Annotated in this window: 24 protein-coding genes and 1 other annotated feature; of the genes, 8 read left to right on the forward strand and 16 right to left on the reverse strand. The window is 42.5% G+C overall.

Features of this window, described 5'->3' with window-relative positions; all coding sequences use genetic code 11:
• Positions 1–61: 61 nt before the first annotated feature.
• The gene (locus ACGTNI_RS02430; protein ID WP_394459759.1) at positions 62–652 is read right to left on the reverse strand and encodes a GNAT family N-acetyltransferase; all 591 of its coding nucleotides are present in this window, start codon (positions 650–652) and stop codon (positions 62–64) included.
• Positions 653–808: 156 nt separating this feature from the next.
• Here ACGTNI_RS02430 and ACGTNI_RS02435 point away from each other — a divergent pair, with 156 nt between their 5' ends.
• Positions 809–994: a hypothetical protein gene (locus ACGTNI_RS02435; protein WP_394459761.1), complete on the forward strand. Its 186-nt coding sequence runs from the start codon at positions 809–811 to the stop codon at positions 992–994.
• A gap of 57 nt (positions 995–1051) precedes the next feature.
• On the opposite strand, the gene ACGTNI_RS02440 is transcribed toward ACGTNI_RS02435, so the two are convergent.
• The 6 genes from ACGTNI_RS02440 to ACGTNI_RS02465 all read right to left on the reverse strand — a co-directional run bounded on the left by ACGTNI_RS02440 (position 1052) and on the right by ACGTNI_RS02465 (position 8462).
• Positions 1052–2287 carry a putative glycoside hydrolase gene (locus tag ACGTNI_RS02440; protein WP_394459763.1) on the reverse strand — a complete coding sequence of 412 codons (1236 nt, stop codon included), beginning with the start codon at positions 2285–2287 and terminating at the stop codon, positions 1052–1054.
• A 204-nt stretch (positions 2288–2491) separates the two neighbouring features.
• The gene (gene oppF / locus ACGTNI_RS02445) at positions 2492–3427 is read right to left on the reverse strand and encodes an ABC transporter ATP-binding protein (protein WP_394459765.1); all 936 of its coding nucleotides are present in this window, start codon (positions 3425–3427) and stop codon (positions 2492–2494) included.
• Positions 3424–4491, reverse strand: a complete 1068-nt coding sequence (locus ACGTNI_RS02450; RefSeq protein WP_394459767.1) for an ABC transporter ATP-binding protein — start codon at positions 4489–4491, stop codon at positions 3424–3426. Before ACGTNI_RS02450 ends, oppF begins: the two co-directional genes overlap by 4 nt.
• 15 nt (positions 4492–4506) lie before the next feature.
• Positions 4507–5646 carry an oligopeptide ABC transporter permease gene (gene opp3C / locus ACGTNI_RS02455; protein ID WP_394459769.1) on the reverse strand — a complete coding sequence of 380 codons (1140 nt, stop codon included), beginning with the start codon at positions 5644–5646 and terminating at the stop codon, positions 4507–4509.
• On the reverse strand, positions 5646–6575 hold the full coding sequence (gene opp3b, locus ACGTNI_RS02460) for an oligopeptide ABC transporter permease (protein WP_394459771.1): 930 nt from the start codon (positions 6573–6575) through the stop codon (positions 5646–5648). Before opp3b ends, opp3C begins: the two co-directional genes overlap by 1 nt.
• Before the next feature lie 174 nt (positions 6576–6749).
• Complete coding sequence (locus tag ACGTNI_RS02465; RefSeq protein ID WP_394459773.1) at positions 6750–8462, reverse strand: peptide ABC transporter substrate-binding protein; 1713 nt, start codon at positions 8460–8462, stop codon at positions 6750–6752.
• A gap of 360 nt (positions 8463–8822) precedes the next feature.
• On the opposite strand from ACGTNI_RS02465, the gene ACGTNI_RS02470 reads away from it, so the two are divergent.
• Both ACGTNI_RS02470 and trpS read left to right on the forward strand, forming a co-directional pair.
• The gene (locus ACGTNI_RS02470) at positions 8823–9191 is read left to right on the forward strand and encodes a DUF3899 domain-containing protein (protein WP_394459775.1); all 369 of its coding nucleotides are present in this window, start codon (positions 8823–8825) and stop codon (positions 9189–9191) included.
• A gap of 49 nt (positions 9192–9240) precedes the next feature.
• Positions 9241–9439 (forward strand) — a binding site (T-box leader).
• Positions 9440–9532: 93 nt separating this feature from the next.
• Positions 9533–10528 carry a tryptophan--tRNA ligase gene (trpS, locus tag ACGTNI_RS02475; protein ID WP_394459777.1) on the forward strand — a complete coding sequence of 332 codons (996 nt, stop codon included), beginning with the start codon at positions 9533–9535 and terminating at the stop codon, positions 10526–10528.
• Between the two features lie 44 nt (positions 10529–10572).
• Here the strand turns inward: trpS and ACGTNI_RS02480 are convergent, their stop codons facing one another.
• Complete coding sequence (locus tag ACGTNI_RS02480) at positions 10573–11337, reverse strand: YjbA family protein (RefSeq protein ID WP_394459779.1); 765 nt, start codon at positions 11335–11337, stop codon at positions 10573–10575.
• Between the two features lie 81 nt (positions 11338–11418).
• Complete coding sequence (locus tag ACGTNI_RS19910) at positions 11419–11709, reverse strand: YuzI family membrane protein (protein ID WP_507232736.1); 291 nt, start codon at positions 11707–11709, stop codon at positions 11419–11421.
• A gap of 75 nt (positions 11710–11784) precedes the next feature.
• Between ACGTNI_RS19910 and ACGTNI_RS02485 the strand changes: the two genes are divergently transcribed.
• Complete coding sequence (locus ACGTNI_RS02485; RefSeq protein ID WP_394459781.1) at positions 11785–12765, forward strand: LCP family protein; 981 nt, start codon at positions 11785–11787, stop codon at positions 12763–12765.
• A gap of 58 nt (positions 12766–12823) precedes the next feature.
• On the opposite strand, the gene fabF is transcribed toward ACGTNI_RS02485, so the two are convergent.
• Positions 12824–14062 carry a beta-ketoacyl-ACP synthase II gene (gene fabF, locus ACGTNI_RS02490; protein ID WP_394459783.1) on the reverse strand — a complete coding sequence of 413 codons (1239 nt, stop codon included), beginning with the start codon at positions 14060–14062 and terminating at the stop codon, positions 12824–12826.
• An 18-nt stretch (positions 14063–14080) separates the two neighbouring features.
• Complete coding sequence (locus ACGTNI_RS02495; RefSeq protein WP_394459785.1) at positions 14081–15019, reverse strand: beta-ketoacyl-ACP synthase III; 939 nt, start codon at positions 15017–15019, stop codon at positions 14081–14083.
• 149 nt (positions 15020–15168) lie between these two features.
• Between ACGTNI_RS02495 and ACGTNI_RS02500 the strand changes: the two genes are divergently transcribed.
• Positions 15169–15366: a hypothetical protein gene (locus ACGTNI_RS02500; RefSeq protein ID WP_394459787.1), complete on the forward strand. Its 198-nt coding sequence runs from the start codon at positions 15169–15171 to the stop codon at positions 15364–15366.
• A gap of 261 nt (positions 15367–15627) precedes the next feature.
• Here ACGTNI_RS02500 and ACGTNI_RS02505 read toward each other — a convergent pair whose 3' ends face one another.
• Both ACGTNI_RS02505 and ACGTNI_RS02510 read right to left on the reverse strand, forming a co-directional pair.
• Positions 15628–16581: a BMP family ABC transporter substrate-binding protein gene (locus ACGTNI_RS02505; protein ID WP_394459789.1), complete on the reverse strand. Its 954-nt coding sequence runs from the start codon at positions 16579–16581 to the stop codon at positions 15628–15630.
• Between the two features lie 93 nt (positions 16582–16674).
• Positions 16675–17271, reverse strand: coding sequence for a hypothetical protein (locus tag ACGTNI_RS02510; protein ID WP_394459791.1), 597 nt, complete (start codon positions 17269–17271; stop codon positions 16675–16677).
• A 147-nt stretch (positions 17272–17418) separates the two neighbouring features.
• On the opposite strand from ACGTNI_RS02510, the gene ACGTNI_RS02515 reads away from it, so the two are divergent.
• Entirely contained in the window at positions 17419–17592 is a 174-nt protein-coding gene (locus ACGTNI_RS02515; RefSeq protein ID WP_082411993.1) for a YjzD family protein, read from the forward strand.
• 176 nt (positions 17593–17768) lie between these two features.
• On the opposite strand, the gene ACGTNI_RS02520 is transcribed toward ACGTNI_RS02515, so the two are convergent.
• On the reverse strand, positions 17769–17948 hold the full coding sequence (locus tag ACGTNI_RS02520; protein ID WP_394459793.1) for a YjzC family protein: 180 nt from the start codon (positions 17946–17948) through the stop codon (positions 17769–17771).
• Between the two features lie 147 nt (positions 17949–18095).
• On the opposite strand from ACGTNI_RS02520, the gene ACGTNI_RS02525 reads away from it, so the two are divergent.
• Positions 18096–18917, forward strand: coding sequence for an undecaprenyl-diphosphate phosphatase (locus ACGTNI_RS02525; RefSeq protein WP_394459795.1), 822 nt, complete (start codon positions 18096–18098; stop codon positions 18915–18917).
• A 222-nt stretch (positions 18918–19139) separates the two neighbouring features.
• Positions 19140–19841, forward strand: a complete 702-nt coding sequence (locus ACGTNI_RS02530) for a Crp/Fnr family transcriptional regulator (RefSeq protein ID WP_394459797.1) — start codon at positions 19140–19142, stop codon at positions 19839–19841.
• On the opposite strand, the gene ACGTNI_RS02535 is transcribed toward ACGTNI_RS02530, so the two are convergent.
• Complete coding sequence (locus tag ACGTNI_RS02535; protein ID WP_394459799.1) at positions 19838–20554, reverse strand: YwiC-like family protein; 717 nt, start codon at positions 20552–20554, stop codon at positions 19838–19840. The two genes, ACGTNI_RS02530 and ACGTNI_RS02535, sit on opposite strands and share 4 nt — an antisense overlap.
• 64 nt (positions 20555–20618) lie before the next feature.
• The gene (locus ACGTNI_RS02540; RefSeq protein ID WP_394459801.1) at positions 20619–21743 is read right to left on the reverse strand and encodes a TIGR04053 family radical SAM/SPASM domain-containing protein; all 1125 of its coding nucleotides are present in this window, start codon (positions 21741–21743) and stop codon (positions 20619–20621) included.
• Positions 21744–22031 lie beyond the last annotated feature (288 nt).

Consider the following 22031-nt stretch of genomic DNA (forward strand, 5'->3'; position numbering starts at 1 on the left):
GGACTAACAGTTGCATTACATGTCTGGAAGCTCGTGAGGAGACAACCCCATCTATTCATTCTTATGCTTTTTCTTTTTCTAGTCTAGCCAAAATATCATCGTTGTCTTTATCTTCATCATAGGTAATTGCTTCGTCGACAGGCTCATAGGACTTGCCATAAAATTGAGTATCTTTATAGGTGTGGATTTCTTCGTACATCTTTTTCATTTGCTCATAAATTTGTTCTTCGGATGCATCTTCAGGGGACCAATAGAGGATTTCCATAGAGTTCGGTTCATTTGTAGCCAGTGATTTTCTTGTATAGCCAATCGATTGGGCATGCTTGAATCCTTCACGTTGATAGAAGCGGAGTCGCTTCTCCGTATCGGTATCATCATAATCAACAGGTTCCACTTCCAGGATGATCGGCTTCTCTTTCTCTTTCATCTTCTCCATCAGCTTATGTCCGAGTCCCTGACCGCGGGACGCCGCTGATACATACACATAATCGATGAAAATAAACGATGGAAACTCCGCATACATTAATACATGATGAGGACCTTCGTCCTTAAAATAAACATCGCCTTTTTCTTTGAGTAAAGTTTCCATATGCTCGCGTGATTTCATTTCTTCAATCGGAAAGTATTGTTTCAACTTTTCATACCAATTCATAAATCTGCTCCCTTACAAGTTAGTCGTTCTCATTATAACGAATTTTTTCAAAATTGTTAACTGATGTTTGAAAGCATTTTCAACATTACCTTTTCCCGCTTTTCTTTTCTTTAAACATCAACTAAAATAAAAGTAACCGGTAAAGGAGGGGAACCTATGGGTGCACTGCTACTCGATATTACATTGTTAGGGTTAGGGATTATCGGAGCAACCGCGTTTCTCGGTGTTGCTGTCAACGGTATTGGAAACAAGTTATTCAGCCGGGGTAAAAAGGATGAGTTTATAGGCAAGTCGCGCGCGTACCAGGATACGTGGCGTAAAGTCGGAGGAACTCCTAAATAAGCTAAGCTGCATAAAAAAGCATGGAAGCAATATTGCTTCCATGTTTTTTTATCTTTTTTAATCGAGAGGTGTGTAATCGACGCCCTCGGTATAGCTGTTGCCTGGATTCCAAATCAAATACTCATGAATACCATTTTCATTTAATGCCCTGATCTGATCCTCCACTTCTTTCACACCATATTGTGTTGGAGGTCCAGAGTAAAGCCATGGTGCTTCAAAGTCCTGTATCCAAGGACGTGAAGTTGGCGCGTTATCCAGCTTGCCTAACACTTCATTTTCCACCTTGGCATATTCCACAGTAAGCTTGTATGGCTGCGTGTCCGGTTTTTCAATTCCGAAGTAGGAAGTCCAATGGCTCGGATAGATCATCGATGAGATGACATCGACATTTGAACTGATTTTTGAGAAATTCTGTCCAATCCCCGGTGCTTCCGGAATCGTAGCTGAATACCCAAAGATATCAACCGATACATCAACACCATAGCTGTGAAGCTGTTCTCTCGCATAAGCGACGAAGTCAGTCACGGCTGTCACTCGTTTTTGTACATTATCTCCCTCTAAATCTGCATATTCACCCTGACCGTATTCTAATTCATCATCACGATTCTCGAATCCTTCCGGAAAGCGTACGTAATCGAACTGGATATCCATAAAACCAAGCTCTGCTGCCATTTTGGCAATTTCTACGTTGTACTCCCATACTTCTTTCATAAATGGATTGACGAAGGCTTCTCCTCGCCCATTCACCCATACCTGGCCGTTTTGCTTAAAAGAAAGCTCCGGACGCTCTTTTGCCAAAATAGAATCCTTGAACACTACCACCCGGGCAATCGGATAGATGCCTTTATCTTCAAGGACTTCGAGCATTTTTCTTGGTTTTTTAATATACGGCTGAGCGATATCATAATATGGGGAATCTTCATCAGGTTTGAATGTGATATTCCCATGATCTTCTTTAATATCGATTACCATCGCGTTCAAATCAGTCGATTCAACCAGATCAAGCAAGGACTCGAAACGACTGCCTCCGGCTGAATTTCCCGTTACATAGATTCCACGTACAGCATCCGGGTACTCAAACGTCAATCCTGAATTATAAACGAACCTGGCTGCTGGTTTCTCATTGTTCAATAGCTCCAATGACATTTCCCGTACTTGTAAATCCTTTACTGGCAATACTTCACCTTCGCCTTCGTTTTCTTCTGCGTGCAGCGTATGTACCGGAATTAGTGCCAGAATTGTCAACAAACTGATGGTCATGAATCTCTTAAGCTGTCTGAAAGTTTTTCCCATATTAAATCCTACTCCCCCATTTTTTTACTATCTTCTATTATAAAAGAGGATTACTACATATTGGTAGACTATTTTGTGAAATATTGTAGAATTGCACCAAAATATATCATATGAACTAATTTCTTCCTTATTCCTACCTAAATATATACAAAAAGACAAGGCGACATTCTTAAAAGAATGTACCTTGCCTTAATCCAGCCGCTGTTAAACGGGCGCATATTCTTTTTTATAATGCTCGAATTCCTTCGTTGTACATAATACCCAATGACCAGGGCGTACCTCACGAAATTCAGGCTCTTCACTGGTGTCGTGCTGGCTTGGATCATAGGTTGTCCGGACACGATTACGCTCATAGTCCGGATCCGGTAGCGGGATAGCGGATAGTAATGATTTTGTATAAGGGTGCATCGGATTAGCATACAATTCATCGGAATCAGCCAGTTCAACGATTCTCCCAAAATACATAACCCCAATGCGGTCACTGATATACTTGACCATCGATAAGTCATGCGCAATGAACAAATAGGTTAAATTATTTTCTTTTTGTAATTTTTTCATCAAGTTGACTACCTGAGCCTGAATAGACACGTCAAGTGCTGATATCGGCTCATCAGCAATGATGAAGCTTGGATCAACTGCAAGTGCCCTGGCAATACCAATTCTCTGGCGCTGACCGCCACTGAATTCATGGGGATAACGGTTGGCGTGTTCTTTATTTAACCCTACGGTTTCCAATAAATCGTAAACGCGTTTTTTGCGTGCTTGCTGAGAATCAGCCAGACCATGGATATCGATACCTTCCGCAATGATATCCATGACTGTCATACGAGGATTCAGGGAAGCGTATGGATCCTGGAAAATCATTTGCATTCTGCGATTGAATTTCTTCAGATCCTTCGCAGACTTTTTCCCATGGACATCTTCTCCCTGGAACTTCACTTCCCCGTCTGTAGCATTATACAAGCGGATAATCGTACGACCAGTTGTAGATTTGCCACAACCAGACTCTCCTACGAGGCCAAACGTTTCCCCTTCATAAATCTCAAAGCTGATCCCATCAACCGCCTTTACGACGCTATGTCTTCCAGTACGGAAATGCTGTTTCAGGTTTTTTACTTCGAGTAATTTTTCTTTGCTCATGATTTTTCACCTTCCTCAGATGTACGGATGGTTCCTGTTTTGGCGAACCCTTTCATCCGTTTCTTGACGGCCTCAGGTGGTTCGATATCAGGAGCATACTCATGCAATAGCCATGTTGCTGCATAATGGGTATCCGATACTTTGAACATTGGGGGCTCTTCGACCTTATCAATTTCCAAAGCGTATTCGTTACGTGGTGCGAAAGCATCGCCTTTCGGCGGCTTAAGCATGTCCGGAGGCGACCCAGGAATAGCGACAAGTTCTTCTTCGTTACTATCCAGTGTCGGCATGGAACCTAGCAGCCCCCATGTATATGGATGCTTCGGATTATAGAAAATATCATCAACGGTACCTACCTCTATAATTTTTCCGGCATACATGACCGCTACGCGATCGGCAACGTTAGCTACGACACCAAGGTCATGCGTAATAAAAATAATGGAACTATCAGTTTTCTTCTGAATATCTTTCATTAATTCCAGAATTTGCGCCTGGATTGTAACATCCAATGCGGTTGTCGGCTCATCAGCAATAAGAATTTTCGGGTTACAAGCCAGCGCGATTGCGACTACGACCCGCTGACGCTGACCCCCAGAAAATTGGTGTGGATATTGATCAACCCTTTCAGACGCATTAGGCAAACCGACCAATTCCAACAGTTCAATCGTCCGCTTTTTCGCCTGATCACGCGGCATTTTTTGGTGCTTGATCAAGCCTTCCATGATCTGGTTGCCGATTTTCATCGTAGGATTCAATGAGGTCATTGGATCCTGGAAAATCGTAGATATATCTTTCCCGCGTATATTCTGCATTTGTTTTTCACTTGCTTTAACTAGGTCTTTACCATCAAACAAAATTTCTCCACTCGTGATACGTCCTGGCGGTGACGGAATCAGCCGGGCTATCGCTCTAGTCGTAACAGATTTACCTGAACCTGATTCTCCTACAATCGCAAGTGTTTCCCCTTTCTTTAAATCAAAGGAGACACCGCGGATCGCTTTAACTTCTCCCCCATAGGTATCGAAGGAAATATTCAAGTCTTTCACTTCTAATATATTTTCCATTGTTGCACCTGCCTCCTATTCACGCATCTTCGGATCTAAGGCATCCCGAAGTCCATCTGCCAATATGTTGAACGCGATCATGATAAGGGAAATCACGATTGCAGGGAAAATCATAATATATGGGTTGATTTGTAACGCTTTAAACCCATCATTTATCAATGTTCCCAACGATGCTTGCGGTGACTGCAACCCTAAACCAATGAAGCTTAAGAAAGCTTCGAAGAAAATCGCGGAAGGAATCGTGAACATTGTATTGACGATGATCATTCCTAATGTATTAGGAATCAAATGTTTACTTAGAATTCGGGTATTGGAGGAACCTAACGTCCGTGATGCAAGGACGAATTCCTGGTTTTTCAATTTCAGCACTTGTCCCCTTACAATCCGTGCCATACCTATCCAACCGGTGATCGTAAGGGCTATGGTTATGGAAATGATGCCGGGATCCAGAATCATAATCATCAGAATAACCACGACTAAGTTCGGAATACCAACAAGAATTTCAATAATCCGCTGCATGACATCATCGACCCTGCCGCCATAATAGGCAGAAATTCCACCGTAAGCGACCCCGATGATCATATCTATGGCCGCAGCCAAGAATGCAATGTATAAGGAAATACGGGTACCATACCAAGTCCTTGTGAATAGGTCACGGCCTAAGGTATCTGTCCCGAACCAATAATATTGATCTTGCAAACCCTTGGCTTCGTAGATATGATAGTAGCCTTTTACTTCTGCGCTGCCTTCTTTGTCCCTCTTGACATCATATGTCATAAATTCGTCATCACGCTGTGTATAACGTTGACGCAAACGTTCTTTGGCAGCCTCGACACTTTCTGCTTCAAATGTATCGGATTTTGTACCATCCAAGCCTAGCCAGCGGACATCTTCAAGTCCCTGGACCCTTGGCGGCAATTTTGATAATCCTAAGTCCTGATCATTGATCCCCTTTTCGTTAAAGAAAGGACCAATAATCGCCATAATGAAAATGATGAAGAGTACAATCATGCCAAAAATAGCACCTTTGTTCTTACGCAGTCGAATCCATGCATCCTGCCAATAGCTTAGACTGGGACGCTGGATTTTTTCACTACCTTCATCATCCTTCTTTGCAGGTACGAATAAACCTCTGTCTAAATTATCTTTTGCCATTAGTCTTTACCCCCAGCGATGCGAATACGCGGATCGATGATTCCGTAGAGAATATCGATGACGAGAATAATTAAGATGAAGAAAAAGGCGAAGAATAGTGTAGTTCCCATGATAATCGGAAAGTCATCCGTCATAATAGAAGTTACAAACTGTTCACCAATTCCAGGTACGGCGAAAATCTGTTCAATTACAAGTGTACCTGTCATCAAGCTTACCGCCATCGGCCCCATTACAGTTACAAGTGGAATTAATGCATTACGCAAACCATGTTTGAACATTAATGTTGCGTTGCTGACACCTTTAGCGCGGGCAGTTACAATATAATCCGACCCTAACACCTCAATTAATTCTGTCCGGACAAACCTGGCTGATATGGCCAGCGGGAATATTGCCAATGCAATCGTTGGCATGATTGTATGGGCAAATGAACCCCAGAATGCTACGGGTAAAATCCCTAATTCAACCCCAAGATAATACTGAAGTAGTCCCGCGAAAATGAATGAAGGAATTGAAATACCTATAACCGAAATTACATTGGAAGCGTAGTCAACGATAGAATTGCTGTACAAGGCAGCTGCTACTCCCAATAACATACCGATGATAGTACCGATAATCATAGCTTGAATACCTAAATGAGCTGATACAGGGATTCGACTCAATAAAATCTCTGTAACTGGCTGGTTATTCATTTGGAACGAGACTCCTAAGTCACCTTGAGCTAAGTTACCCAGATAGTTAAGATACTGAACTGGCAATGGATCATTTAAATTATACTTTTCATACAAGATTTCCAGCTGCGCTGCGGAAAGCTTTTGTTCGGCTTTAAAAGGAGAACCAGGCAGCTGCTTCATCAGGAAAAATGAAGCCGTTGCAATGATAAACAAAGTGATAAACATGTATACAAGCCGTTGGAAAATGTATTTAGCCATCCTTATCCCTCCTATTCTTCAAATAATGCGAATAATGATTCACTTATAATGAATAATCATTCAATGTTCTAATAATTCAAAAAACGTCCTTACATGGAAAAAGAGAGTATATGCCAATTTAATGGCAGTACACTCTCCCTCTCCTCTATCAAAGAGGTATTAAACTCTTATATATTACTCTTCAATATAAGCGTGTTTATATGTGAAGTCTGCCCCCATTGGATTGAACTGGACACCTTTCACAGATGGACGCCATAGATACGCACGGGAACGCTGATAAAGTGGAGCGATCGCTGTATCTTCTTCGATAAGAACCTTTTCAGCTTCTAGCATCTTATCGAAACGAGTAGGAAGATCTGTCAATAGATCATTGTTAGCTTCTTGCATTAAGGAATCATATTTCTCGCTATTGTAATTCATTGTCATGTACGGGCTGTCAGACATCCACATGTTCAACCATGTGCTGGCATCAAGATAGTCAGGACCCCAACCAGAGTTTTGGATATCATAGTCAGACTTTTCGTCACGAGCGATACGCTCTTCGAAAGGTACAGAAGAAAGACTCAAGCTCAAGCCTTCCAGGTTCTCTTCCAATTGGTTGATGAGATAGTCATCCATTTCTTTTGCAACTTCGGAGTCACCGCCGAGGAAGCGAAGTTCTACGGAATCAGTACCTAATGCTTCCAGGCCTTTTTCCCAATGCTCTTTTGCTTTTTCTTTATCAGAAGTGATCAAGTCACCATTAAGTTCACGGAAATCTTCACCAGATTCTGGGTGAGTAACGAAATCTTCAGGAACTGCACCATTGGATGGGATAGAACCGTTAGCAAGGATAACGTCTACTAAGTCTTGCTTGTTAATAGACATTGCGATCGCTTTACGTATATCCGGATTAGCAAGTGCTTCGTTTTCCTGATTCATCTTCAAGTAGAAAAGAGTTGGTTCAGGCATTGTGCGATAATCTTCAGAACCAGCATATTTTTCTACAAATTCAGAAGATAGGCCGGCACGGTCGATCTCACCATTTTCGTATAGGTTAACCCCAGTACTTGTTTCTTTTACAACGTTTACATTGATTGTTTCAAGGGTAACATTTTCAGCATCCCAGTAATCTTCGTTCTTCGTTAACTTCCAGCTTTCATTAGCCTTTGGATCCCAGTCTTCAAGGATGAAAGGACCATTGTATAGTAGGTTGTCAGAAGTCAAAGCGTAGTCATCACCTTGTTCTGTAACGAAATCTTCATTCAATGGCAAGTAAGTACCAAATGTCAATAGACTATGGAAGTAAGGAACTTCCTTTTCAAGCGTAATTTTCAATTCGTAGTCGCCAGTAGCTTCTACACCTAGTTCTTCAACGTCTGCTTCACCATTGTTGATAGCAGTAGCGTTTTTAAGTACATCGTTCATCATGAATGGACCGTACTCAGATCCTGTTTCCGGATCGATCGCACGCTGCCAAGCAAAAACGAAGTCGTTTGCTGTAACAGGGTCTCCGTTAGACCAAACTGCATCTTCGCGTAATTTGATTGTCCACTCCATACCATCTTCACTTACTTCAGGCTCACCTTCAGCGATTGCTGGTTCAGGTTGAGCTTCTTCATTCAAGCGGTAAAGACCTTCCATAGTTTCTCCCAACCATTGGAACGCAACGGCGTCAGTAGCGTGGGATGAATCCATTGTTGGAATTTGAGAACCTTCGATCAAGTTAAGTACTTGCTCCCCACTAGGCTCTCCGCCTTCCGCTTCTTCACTTCCGCCTTCTTCAGAAGACGTATCTTCTCCTGAATCGTTGCCGCCGGCGTTATCATCATTGCCGCCTGAGCAAGCTACCAGGAACATGCTTAGCACAAGTGCTAGTGCCAGCAATAACCAGTTTGTCTTTCTCATGAAAAATGACCTCCCCAAAAATATAATTTTCTAAATTTTTACGCAGATGATTAATCCACAATATGAATTATACAAGTTTTCAAATAATTTTGCATTAGAAAATTTTACAGAAATTTATAAAACCTTGTCATTATTACGTTTGAATGACATAATTTAGTTCTATTCACCTACAAAAAATGATGATAAAGCAACAATTTTTCCATATATATGATTGAATTTGAAAATCATGACTTTAAAGTTACAGCCTGTAAAAACGTTTGTAATCTTCCTCTGTTTCTAATAACCGGTGGGTATTTTCATGCTATAATGTTTATTAGGTTTTTTAGTTGTATGGCAGGCTAATGAAAGGAAGGATTTCTGTTGGCGGTATTAAAGAATAAGTGGCTGTTTTTTATCATTAACTTAGGCTTGACCACCCTCCTATTTTTTATATTGGCTCCTGTTTATAATTTGTTTCACTATATAGATGTTTTGTTTTACCTCAGCCTCTTTTATTTATTATTTGGTTTATTAATGTGGGTGATTCGAGGGGGATTCTTTGATTCTATGACCTATGGGTTTCGTGCTGTAGTAAACCGATTTACAAAAAACACAGATTATATGGAAAGTTGGAAGGAAAAATCACTTCCCTCACAAAAAATCAACAAAAGCGTTGTTAGAGTTTTTCTGTTTCAAGGAGCCTTGCTTACAGTCGTAATGACATTGCTGCTGTTCTTCTATTACGCTTGATTTGCATATATTAGGTAAATTCATTATAATTTTTTTAGAATATCTATAGTTATTAGTGATGAAAAAGTGAAGTACTGGACCTCCCTGTCTATAGAGAGGCTGTGGCTGGTGGAAACAGCTGACAAAGGAATCCGGGAATTGGGCTTTGGAGCTTCGTCTCAGACGACGTATCCCTGCGTTAAAGGTTAAGTGATCCCGACCGTTTCTCGGGGTAACAAGGGTGGTACCACGGTTCATTCGTCCCTTCTTTTTAGAGGGAGAATGGGCTTTTTTTATGCTCTATAAAAGCGTGTATTGACCTAAGATCAGCAATAACATACTAATTGAATGAGGTGGAGAAAATGAAGACAATTTTTTCAGGAATTCAGCCAAGTGGCACGTTGACACTGGGCAACTATTTAGGAGCGATGAAACATTTCGTCGATCTGCAAGAGGAAAACCACTGTTATTTCTGCGTCGTTGATGAGCATGCTATCACAGTTCCTCAGGACCGTTTGAAACTGCGTGATAATATCAAATCTCTTGCAGCCCTTTATCTTGCATCAGGGATCGATCCGGAAAAATCGACCCTATTCATACAATCGGAAGTTTCTGCCCATACCCAACTGGGCTGGATGCTGCAATGTGTCAGCTATATTGGTGAACTGGAACGGATGACGCAATTTAAAGATAAGTCCAGTGGAAAAGAAGCGGTATCTTCCGGTCTGCTGACGTACCCGCCGTTAATGGCCGCAGACATCTTGCTTTATAAAACGGATCTCGTTCCTGTAGGAGAGGACCAAAAACAGCATCTGGAACTTACCCGTAATCTGGCTGAGCGCTTCAACAATAAATACAATGATATTTTTACTGTACCAGAGGTGAGCATCCCGAAAGTTGGCGCACGAATCATGTCGCTTCAGGATCCGACGAAAAAAATGAGTAAATCCGACGAAAACCAGAAAGCCTATATCTCGATGCTCGACGAACCGAAGAAAATCGAGAAAAAGATCAAGAGTGCTGTGACAGATTCAGAAGGCATCGTTAAATATGATAAAGAAAACAAGCCAGGGATTTCCAACCTGCTTACCATTTACTCCAGCTGTACTGGAGAAACTGTCGAAGAATTGGAAGCTAAATATGAAGGTAAAGGTTATGGGGAGTTCAAACAGGGGGTTGCCGACGCAGTCATTCAGGTACTTTCCCCTATCCAGGAACGCTACCATGAATTGATTGACTCTGAAGAACTTGATGACGTGCTGGATAACGGTGCCGACCGAGCTAATCAAGAAGCTTTGAAAATGCTCCGGAAAGCTAAAAAGGCGATGGGGCTGGGGCGCGTTAAGAAAAAGAAATAGTGGATATCACCTGACAATCAAAAAACCAGAATTGAAGTCAAACTTCAATTCTGGTTTTTTATTCCTTCTTCTGCTTTATGGTTTTCAATTTCCCATATCTTTTCAAAGAACGGCTGTCCTTTTATCAATTTGCCGCATAGCTCTTCATGAGCTTTACTCCAGCCTGGGGTTGTCCCTTCATAGAGTTTATGCCAGGCTTGTTCAATTGTATATTCTTTTACCATCGGGTAATGACTCGGCTCCCATTCCGTCAGCCAGTAGCGGATTTCCTCAGGATTGTCACTGTGCTGCAGCTGATCAAGGGCCATCATCAATAATTGCTTCAACTGCCTTTCCTTCCTTGTCAATCCCAGCATATATTCCGGTGACAATGAAAGGATATGATGTTCTTTTTTGTTTAGCGAAGGATCCCAGTCGTAATCATTCACCTTCTGCCCTTCTACCATTTCCAAGGCAAGTCGTTCCTGACGCGGTATTAAACGGCTTTTTCGTACAGGCAGTGTATATCCAAGTGTATCAAACGCCAGTACTGCATTGCCATTGGTGACAATTGCCGCATAATCGAGGGAGTTGCGTTCCTGATTTTTTCTTAAGTAAGCTCTTCGGTGGATGGATTCTAACAAACTGATCGGTAAATCCTGCAAGTCATTTTCTATGAATTGATACAAATCGTCAGTAACATATAGCAGAGGTGCCTGATCCAATAATTCAATCCCATCTTCTTTCCGCCACTCATGAAATGGAGAAACATTATAGCCATTTTCTTCCCCTTCGAACCAATTCACCCAAACATCATGTAAATACAACATACCCGGTACTCACCTTCCATCCCTTTAATTTCTTTTGCCATCAGTATGGCCAAATTTGGAAGTTTTATTCTCACAATGAAATTATTGACAAGGGGATTGTCCAATTTTTAAGGTCGAAAGCAGCAACACGATGATTCCAATGGGGAATAGCCAGCACTCACTGCGTGTCTGAACAAACTGGAGGTATTCGATCCAGGTAAAACCTGCTGGAAGGAGATTCATGTATGAAATCAAGGATATACCCCCACTGACAGTAAAACCAAAGCCTATTAAAAAAAAGAACCAGTATATGATATCCATCCCTCCAGCCTGTCCATATTTTGTTAAATATATGAGCCAAATGCTGGTAACATGACATGAAAACGATATCATCCGTAAAAACTATTTACTATAGCTTCTATAAGCGGTAAATTAATAGGAGTGGTGGATACAAAATGAGGTGATACTTTGGAAACCACACGTTCAGAATATAAACAACGCCACCGGAAAAAAAGAAGAAAGAGAAAAGCCCTCTTAGTCTTATTCCTACTTTTTCTTGTCATTGGGACCGGGGTTGCAAGTTATGAATATATGGCCGGTAAACGAGATGCCATGGGAGAAGCAGAAGGAAACCTTGAAGAAAGCCAATATAAAAATGACTTTCAGGGTGTAGATAATAAAGACGGAAAAACCACTGTCCTTCTCTTAGGTATTGATAAAAATGAAAAAGAAGAAGTACGACGAACAGATACAATCATGATCGCCCAGTATGAACCTGGCGAAAAGAAAGCGAAACTCGCTTCCTTAATGCGGGACACTTATGTAAATATTCCCGGGCATGGCTATAATAAATTAAATGCTGCTTTTGCTCTTGGAGGTCCTGAATTACTACGTCAAACAATAGAAGAAAACTTTGGTATCAGTACCGAGTATTATTCCATCGTCGATTTTGATGGGTTTACACAAATTGTCGATACCGTTGCTCCAGATGGTATCGAAGTTGATGTAGATCACCGCATGTACCATGAAGGTGCCGTAGATTTACAGCCGGGTACTCAAAAACTTCATGGAGAAGAATTGCTGGGTTATGCAAGGTACCGGGGTGATGCAGACAGTGACTTCGGTCGAGTAAACCGGCAGCAGGAAGTTATCAAATTAATGAAAGATGAAGTCGTTTCTGCCAAAGGCCTGCTCAAAGTACCTCGTCTGGTAGGAACAATTCAACCGTATATCGATACCAATATCTCTAATAGTAAGATGGTTGGGCTTGGGAAAGATTTCATTTTTAATGCGCCTGACAACATCGATACCTTACGTATCCCAGTCGAAGGTTCCTATTGGGATGAAAGGGACAGTAACGCAGGATCGGTTCTTGCTCATGACGAACAGGTGAACCGGGAAGCCTTGCAGGAGTTTTTCGGGCTAAAAGAAGAAAACACCACTAATTAAAATATAAAACCAAAAAGGTGCGTTCCCATTTACAGGATCGCACCTTTTATTATGATTGTTATTGGTATTTTTTGAAAACAAGGCTGGCGTTATGGCCTCCGAAACCAAGTGAGTTACTCATGACAGCATCCACTTGCTGTTTACGTGCTTCATTGGGTACATAATCCAGATCACAATCCGGATCCGGAGTTTCGTAATTAATCGTTGGAGGCAGGATGCCATCCTCGATCGCTTTCAAGGAAATGATGGCTTCAATAGCCCCTGCAGCACCAAGCAAATGACCAGTCATTGATTTGGTAGACGACATCGCCAGCTTGCGTGCGTGCTCTCCAAACACCTGCTTGGCAGCCATCGTTTCAAATTTGTCATTCAATTCGGTAGATGTCCCATGAGCATTGATGTAGCCGATATCTTCCGCACTCATACCGGCATCTTCGAGGGCCTGCTTCATCGCACGAACGGCTCCTTCCCCTTCCGGTGCCGGTGCCGTGATATGATGGGCATCGCCTGTAGAACCATAGCCGACGATTTCTCCATAAATGTGAGCCCCGCGTTTCTGTGCGGATTCCAATGTTTCCATCACAAGGATTCCTGCACCTTCGCCCATAACGAACCCATCGCGGTTTTTATCAAACGGACGGCTTGCTGTCTTTGGATCTTCATTGAAAGACAAAGCCTTCGCAGATGAAAAACCAGCAAATGACATCTTATTCATCGGAGATTCTGTTCCCCCGGTGATCATGATATCTGCATCACCACGCTGGATGACTTTGAATGCATCACCGATAGAGTTCGCACCGGAGGCACATGCTGTAACGGTACAAGAGTTCATCGCTTTTGCCCCCAACGTGATTGAAACCTGTCCTGCTGCCATATCTGGAATCATCATTGGAATAAAGAATGGGCTGACACGGCGGTAGCCTTTCTTTTGGAACTTTTCGAACTGTTCCTCATATGTCCCCATTCCACCGATTCCTGATCCAATCCATACGCCAGTACGGTAGGCATTTTCTTCGGTAATTTCCAGGTTGGCGTCTTTGACAGCCATCAAGGAAGCTGCTACCGCATACTGAGTGAATGGATCCATCTTACGCGCTTCCTTTTTTTCGATGAAATCGGTCGGGTCAAAATCTCTCACTTCCGCTGCCACTTTGGCAGGGTATTCGTCTTTATTAATTTTGGTCATCATATCAATACCGGAACGGCCGGAAGTGATACTATCCCACATTTCTTTAACATTGTTTCCAACAGGGGAAACCGCTCCAAGTCCAGTAATGACCACACGTTTATTTTCCATACCTGCTTCCTCCTTCTACTACTTGCCCCAACGAAGGGCGACTGCTCCCCAAGTCAAACCGCCGCCGAAACCGACGAGCACGACCAGGTCATCTTCTTTTATTTTACCTTCTTCTACTGCTTCAGACAAAGCGATTGGGATGGAAGCTGCTGAATTGTTTCCATATTTATTCACTTTAATCGCCATTTTCTCTTCCGAAATACCAAGGCGTTCGCGGGCTGCTTCCATGATGCGAATATTTGCCTGGTGTGGGATTAAATAATCCACATCCTCTTTATTGAATCCGGCTTTTTCTACCACGTTAACCGATGCTTCCGGCATCCGGCGCACAGCGAATTTGAAGACTTCGCGCCCGTTCATATAGAGGTGATCTTCTTCGTCCTGGTACAGATGCTCGCCACCAGCGCCATCTGCACCCAGTTCATAGGAAAGGATCCCTTTTCCATCACTGACAGGTCCAACGACAGCAGCGCCTGCACCGTCACCGAACAGGACAGCGGTGTTACGATCATCCCAGTCGACGATTTTCGAAAGCTTTTCCACACCTACGACTAAAATATTTTTATAGTCTCCGCATTCAATAAACTGCTTGGCTGTCGACAAACCGTACATGAAGCCAGTACAAGCAGCACTGACATCCATGGCTGCAGCTCCCTTTGCCCCGAGACGATCCTGGATCATACAGGAAACCGACGGGAAAGGTGTATCCGGTGTCACCGTAGCGACAAGAATCATATCCAGATCTTCCGCTTTTACACCAGCATTGGCAAGCGCGCGTTCAGAAGCACGGAATGCCATATCCGATGAATCCATATCATCTTCAGCGATCCGGCGTTCTTCTATTCCTGTTCTCGTCTTGATCCATTCATCACTCGTATCAACCATTTTCTCTAAATCTTTATTCGTGAGGACTTTTTCCGGTACAAAATGACCTGTACCTAAAATTCCAGCTTTCATATATCCATCCCCTTATGGTAGTATCTAATACTAATCATTATGACTTGGTCCTAATTTTAATGTATAACCCTTATTTTAGCAAGTCAATAAAACCCCTGCGCCCACATGCCTAACACCTGCTGACATAAGCTAATGCAGGAGGTGGGGAAATGACAGCTCATAAAAAGAAAAAGGGTTCATTCGATGCTTTCCTGTTCGGATGTCGGAGCAGGCAAAATGGACTTTGGGAGGAGGCATCCTTCGATTGGGTGGAATTTATGAAGTATATGTCTGACACCTATAACTCGTTTAACCCTTATATCAAAAACTTAAGCAAAACCATCGATGAATTTCAAAATAAAAAGTAACAAAAAAGAGCACCTCCAGTTTGCGGAGGTGCTCTCACGGATTGTCTCTATTACAATCGCCAATGCTCTCATATTTTTAATATTGTCTCTTTTATTTTCAAATTTTTCTCTCTTCGCAAGAAAATCGTCTCACTTACCCTTGACTTTGCCTCTCTTCTTTCCTTTATTGTCGCTCTTACAGTTAGATTGTCTCAATAAACTCCAAGTCCTGAGAATTAAATAAACTACTGCTTTCCCTTCATTAGAAATCAGGGCTTCATTTTACCGCTGTGTAGGCAGTTTTCCTGTTTCGATATAGGTGTTCACCATCTGATTCACTTCTTCCCTCACGTCCTCCGGAACATTAGGGCTGAATTTTCCCATGGAGATGGCGTCATCCTGAAAATCGAAAGTCAGGACTTCGCCTGGCAGGCTCCCATCCATCAATTTTTCTATAGCTATCATATATAATTCCTCTACATGCTGGACCGTACTTGTGAGGACCGTCCCTTCCCCAAGCGAAGATTGATCTGAGACATAGCCGATCGCGTAAAGACCGTCATTCTGGATCTGCTGGATCATTGGAGGATTGAAAGCATCACCAGCTGGATAAAACACGTCAGCTCCCTGCTGAGCCATCTGATCATACAGGTCCATTGCCCGATTCGTGTCATCCCAGCTATTGACAAAGGAAAAATTAACAATCGCCTCCGGATTGCTGTATTTCACGCCTTCGTAAAAGCCCTCCACTTCCGGCTGCCATTCATGGGCGGCAATCAATCCGACTTGATCCGTGCTGGTCATATTACCAGCAACCACGCCGCCAAAGAATCCCATGGCTACTGCACTGAAGTTCAGACTCGTGACGTTATCGGCTGCATAGCCGCCATTGAAATACACAAAATGAACTTCAGGGTACTCCTCATGGATTTCTTTAAAATATTCGCCATACGTACTGCTATGCCCGAAAATTACATTGACACCTTTGTCCGTGAGCTCATCTACGGCTTTATTTACATCAAGCTGACTTTTAATACCTTCTTTAAAATAAACATCAACATCGTATTCCTCTTGGATGTTCATTAAACCTTTGTAACCTTTCTGCCCCCAGGCCTGATCATGAATCGTCGTCTCCACCAGCATTCCGACGGATCTGATTTCCCCCTCGGTGAAGCCGATATTACATCCTGCCAATAGCATTATGGCGATTAGGTTAAGTATGATGATTTTTTTCACTATAAGCACTCCTACTGCGTCGGCTGTCTCTATGTTACTCTTATTTTAACTATATTATTTGTAATAAGTAAATGAATTAGTAGGAATATTAACCTAATCTTCATAAAATTGCTGATGTCTTTGATAGTGGTTCTGTAATTGGGAGTATATTTTTTCCCGATCGCTTGTATCTGTCATTTGCTTCATTCGATATACTTCCTTAACAGCTGCTATCCCTCTATCGGTTATATTTGTCAGAAAACGAGCAAGGAAGTCTTCTATATAAGAGGCATCTTCTCGTTGAAGTAGTTCTTCGAATAAAATAGGTTCTTTTCCTATATAAACCAATGATTCATTTCTTGGCATCCACTCTCCGTATAAAGGCGGCAAATCCAGACGCTCTCCTTTTTCCTCCATAAGCGTCTCCACACTTTCACAAAGGAGCATTCCGCCAAACTCCCCTGCTGCATCCCGATCAGAATCCTCGATACGAATAGCTGCTTCAATATGTTCCTGGTGACAGTGCCGATCCATTTCCTGTATCGAATGGAAATGCTGGAAACGGCTGTTCCGGCCAATATAAAAATAAAGGTTCTCCCGTTTACTGTCTTCGACCCGATCAATACCAATCACTTCTTTTCCTTCCGTAAGTAAATGCTGTACCAAATGGAATCCGACCCAATGGAAACAAGAATCGATGATATAAACCATGTGTGCATCCCCCTTCGCTATATGATATTTATTCAATCAAAGGGGGCGGTTATTCAAATATTAACTAACTAAAGCGATTTCATATTTATTTTTCTTATTGGGTTTGGTAAACTAATGAAAGAATGTGTATAAATGAGGTGAACAGCTATGCGTTTCTTTTGGACTATTTTTTGGGCTTTCTTATTAAGCTTTATGATTACGTATGTTATCAGCAATATGGTCGGCGGTTCCTTCAGCATGGGACAGGTCGTAGTATTGACCATCCTATTCTCCGGAGCAGCGATTGTTCTTGGGGAAACTCTGATTACCGACGAAGCCTAGCCATCAACTTTAATTGATTTAGAAAAACTTAAGGTTTTCGCCATTTCGTGAAAGCCTTGGTTTTTCACCCTTAACAAAAGTGTAAAAAATAAGGGGCTGTCTCCAATAGTCGGACCCACTTTTTTCAAGTGGCGTTCACTATTTTTGGGAGACAGCCTTTTGTATGTTGTGGTATATTAAGGTTTGCGTTTATATGTCCAGATGCGATCCTGATTTTTGGTTTCAGGAAAACGATCGCCAGCCTTCAGCCGGATTTGCTGAGGCTCGGTTACCATGCTCCCTGTTTCGCCGATTTCAACATAAACTCCATTGTTTGGTGCATGATCACCAGCCCTAAATTGGTGTCTTTGGCCCATTGTGTACACTCCTTTTCATTCTATATAGTGTTATCATGTGCATTCTTTACCCAATCATTCATCTCAGGTCATGACAGACTGGGACAAGCCATAAGTTAGTAATGAGATTCTTAATAAAGTATAGATGGTCTCCAGGAGGTAAGATAGATGGAAGCTTCTACAGAATTTTGGTTATTAGTCAAATACATATTTCTAGGATTATTTCAGGGATTTACGGAACCGATCCCGATTTCCTCGAGCGGGCATTTGTCACTGCTGCAATCAGTTTTTGGCATGAACCTTGAAGGGCTTCAGCTTGAAGTACTGCTCAATTTTGGTTCACTGATCGCAGTACTGATCGTATACCGAAAAGACATCGTCCGACTTGCCCAAAATGGTATCAGCTATGCGGTACGTAAGGAAGAAAAAAACAAATCAGAATTCATGTTTATCGTATACCTCGTGATCGGGACTATTCCTGCCGGGGTGCTTGGACTTCTGTTTGAAGACTGGATCGGTACAACATTCAAAGCACCACAGCTTGTCGGTGTCACGTTGATCATTACCGGTATTGCCTTATGGATCATCCGGAATATCCGTGGCTCTAAAGGCGAAGGAGGACTAACCAGGAAAGATGCTTTGATTATCGGTCTCGCCCAATCCGTAGCATTGATACCTGGAATCAGTCGTTCAGGTGCTACTATTGTGGCAGCGATGCTGCTTGGCATGAAACAGGAAACCGCGCTTCGCTTTTCTTTCTTATTATATGTTCCGATCAGTCTTGGAACGATGGTCATGTCTATCGGTGATTTGCTTCAGGAAAATATTGCAGAGATGTGGGTGCTCTGGATGCTTGCCGTACTCGCCTCCATCATCGCTACTTACTTTGCATTACTTTGGTTTATGAATATCATGGCAAAAGGAAATCTTAAATATTTCGCATTCTATTGCTTTATTGTCGGGGCCATTGCCATCGTTATTTTGGGGTGATGTGATAAATGTCACACCATTTTCTGAATAAACACTATAAGCTGAAAGAGGATGGTGAAAACCATTCTCTTTTTTTCTGATTCATGGACAACAGCTTATTGTCAAGTTCTATCTTGACGTACCTAACGATATGATTTTAAATGAGAAGTAATACTTTAATACTTACTAAAATTAACCAGCATGCCACGATCAGTGATAAATAATAAAGGTGGGATTGCGCGTATGGAGAAGCAACTGAGTAAACATTCCATATCTAACGATTTGAAAGAACTGCTTTCATCCGTCGACCATATCCAAAAAATGAAGAAGAACCGTTTCTTATTCCAGGAAGGGGAAGATGCCGATCAGATGTATATCATCCAGTCCGGCAGAATCCAGATCAGCAAGATGTCTCCGGACGGTCGTGAATTATCGCTCCGCATCTGTCAAAAAGGGGATATCATCGGGGAACTGACGCTATTCACCGATGATGCGACCTACCTCCTGAATGCTAAAGTCATGGAGGATGCCGAGGTAGCAGTCATCAAAAAAGAAAACCTGGAGAAAGAGCTGCTTACCAATACCGAGCTGGCTTTCGAATTTATGAAATGGATGAGCGAGCATTTCCGGAAGACACAGACCAAATTCCGTGACCTTGTTTTACACGGCAAAAAAGGAGCGCTCTATTCTACGATCATCCGTCTGACAAACAGCTATGGAATTAAACGTGCCGATGACATTTTTATCGATATCGTACTGACAAACCAGGAACTGGCTAACTTTTGCGGCACCTCCCGTGAAAGCGTCAATCGTTTACTAAGTGACTTGAAAAAGAAAGAAGTCCTTGCGATGGAAAATAATAATATCGTCGTCAAGGACCTCCAGTATTTAAAGGATGAAATTAATTGTGAAAACTGCCCGATTGTATTATGCAGTATTGATTAAATGAAACCAGCGGATACGATAATCAGGAAAAACAAGGAGTTTCCGATTTCAAGTATCCCGATTTCCATCGGTTTCAGCTGCTTTCCGTGTAAATAGACGGCACGGACAAGACTTGGAATGAAGGCTAATGTTACCAGCCATGCTCCTGTTGCGAGGAACAACCCTACCACAATTAAATGATATGCCCAGGAAATCCAGCGGAAAGCTGGATTTTTCTTTTCCCTGATCATTGTTTTTACAAAAAAAGCACTGCCATAGAAAAACAATACCGCCAACAGGAAAACGTTCCATGCCGCTTCATCAATGTATCCTGCCCCCAGGTAATAGGAACCCAGTCCGCCAATGCCGAAAGCGGTGATGGCAGCAAAGTCGTTCCAAAGCGAACGGTCCTTGTTTCTTTTCCCGAACCAGAGATTGATGATAAAAAATGGCATCATCATCAAAGCAATTAAGAATAGGGCAGGCTCTGTAATTAATACAGGCAGGGCAAAGATTAGGGCAACAGTGAAATAGCGAAGGAACCATGTTAGATGAAATCTTACTTTCTTCTTTTTCACAGCAAGAATCAGTGGGTAAGTTGCTAAATACAAGGCAATCCAGCCGACAAATAGCAGCAGTTGTAACCAATGAAATCCTCCCGCTGCCATCCCTAACAGGAATGGAACGGTCAGCATTGCCCATGCCCCGTGCTGCTTAGGGAGAAACAACTTCATAAGTGTCACCTCGTTCTCGTTCTATTAGTGTTGATAATCGACCGGCAGTACCGGGCGACCCTTTTTACACAACGTTTTTCTTTTTACCTCGTAAAGCTTTCGGAATATAAACGCAATATGGTTCACTTTCCATATAATCCCCGGTCATAGCATAGGCCCGCGATCTGGAACCTCCACATACATGGCGGAACTCACATACCCCGCACTTTCCTTTATAGGCATCCGGGTTCCGGAGGTTTTGAAAAACTTCCGACTCACGGTAGATTTCAGCCAATGGTGTTTCTTTAACATTTCCGGCTTTAATCGGCAGCAGGCCGCTCGGGTAGACATCTCCGATATGGGAGATAAACACAAAGCCGTTACCGTCATTAACTCCCTTTGGCGCTCTTCCCAGTCCATCGATTTGCCCCGTTGTCCCGTTCATCAAAGCATCCTGGTAGTTGATCCCTGCACCGGTCGCCTGTTTTTCCCTCATCTTGTTCTGAATCACTACCCTGCGGTAGTGCTGTGCTGCAGTAGTTTTGATATCAAAAGGAACCCGCTTCGATAATTCATACAGCCATTTGAACGTTTTTTCGTGTTCGACGGGGGTAATCATATCCTTCTCCTGGCCGCGTCCAGTTGGAACAAGGAAAAATACACTCCACAACACACAGTCCAATTCTTCGATTAAGGCAGCCATTTCATCAAGATGATCGTAGTTGTACCTGGATATGACAGTATTGATCTGGATCGGCATATTTAATTCATGTAAGTATTTAATCGCATTCATCGTCAGATCAAAGGATCCCGATGTTCCCCGGAAGTGGTCGTGAATAGCTGCATTCGGACCATCCAGGCTGAACGCCCATCTGGACAGGCCAACTTCCTTCGCTTTTTCCATCGCCTCTTTGGTAACATTTGGTGTAGCAGATGGGGTCATCGATACGCGTACCCCTTTTTTCACGGCATACGCTGCGATGTCGAACACATCCGGTCGCATTAGCGGGTCTCCTCCTGTAAATACGAGCATCGGATTTTCCATTTCATATATATCATCGATTAATTTCTTCCCGTCCTCGAATGACAGTTCACGAGGATCCCTTCTGTATTGAGCTTCCGCACGGCAATGCAAACATTTCAGCTCACATGCTCTCGTCAATTCCCATATCACAATAAAAGGATTTTCATTATAGTCACGGTTGAACATGACGTCCCCTCCTTCGTGCTACCTTCGAACTTTGGTTAACACTATTATCATGGTTCAATTGTAGCGAATAATGTGACGGTAAGTTGTGATATACATCACAAGAAATGGACTCTTTTCTCGTTTCGTCATAAAGTTTTCATAAATTGAGCAGTTATCCAAGATAGCTTCCTTATTCAACAATAGGACCGAAAAGTCGAAGACTTGATTTCGAGATATTGTTTGAGGAAAAGGGGCGTTGGGGAAGGATTCGCTTTCCGCGGGGAAGACGGCAAGCCTCCTCGAGCTTAA

Source organism: Thalassobacillus sp. B23F22_16, assembly GCF_043496955.1.
In the GTDB taxonomy this organism is placed as follows: Bacteria; Bacillota; Bacilli; order Bacillales; family Halobacillaceae; genus Thalassobacillus; species Thalassobacillus devorans_A.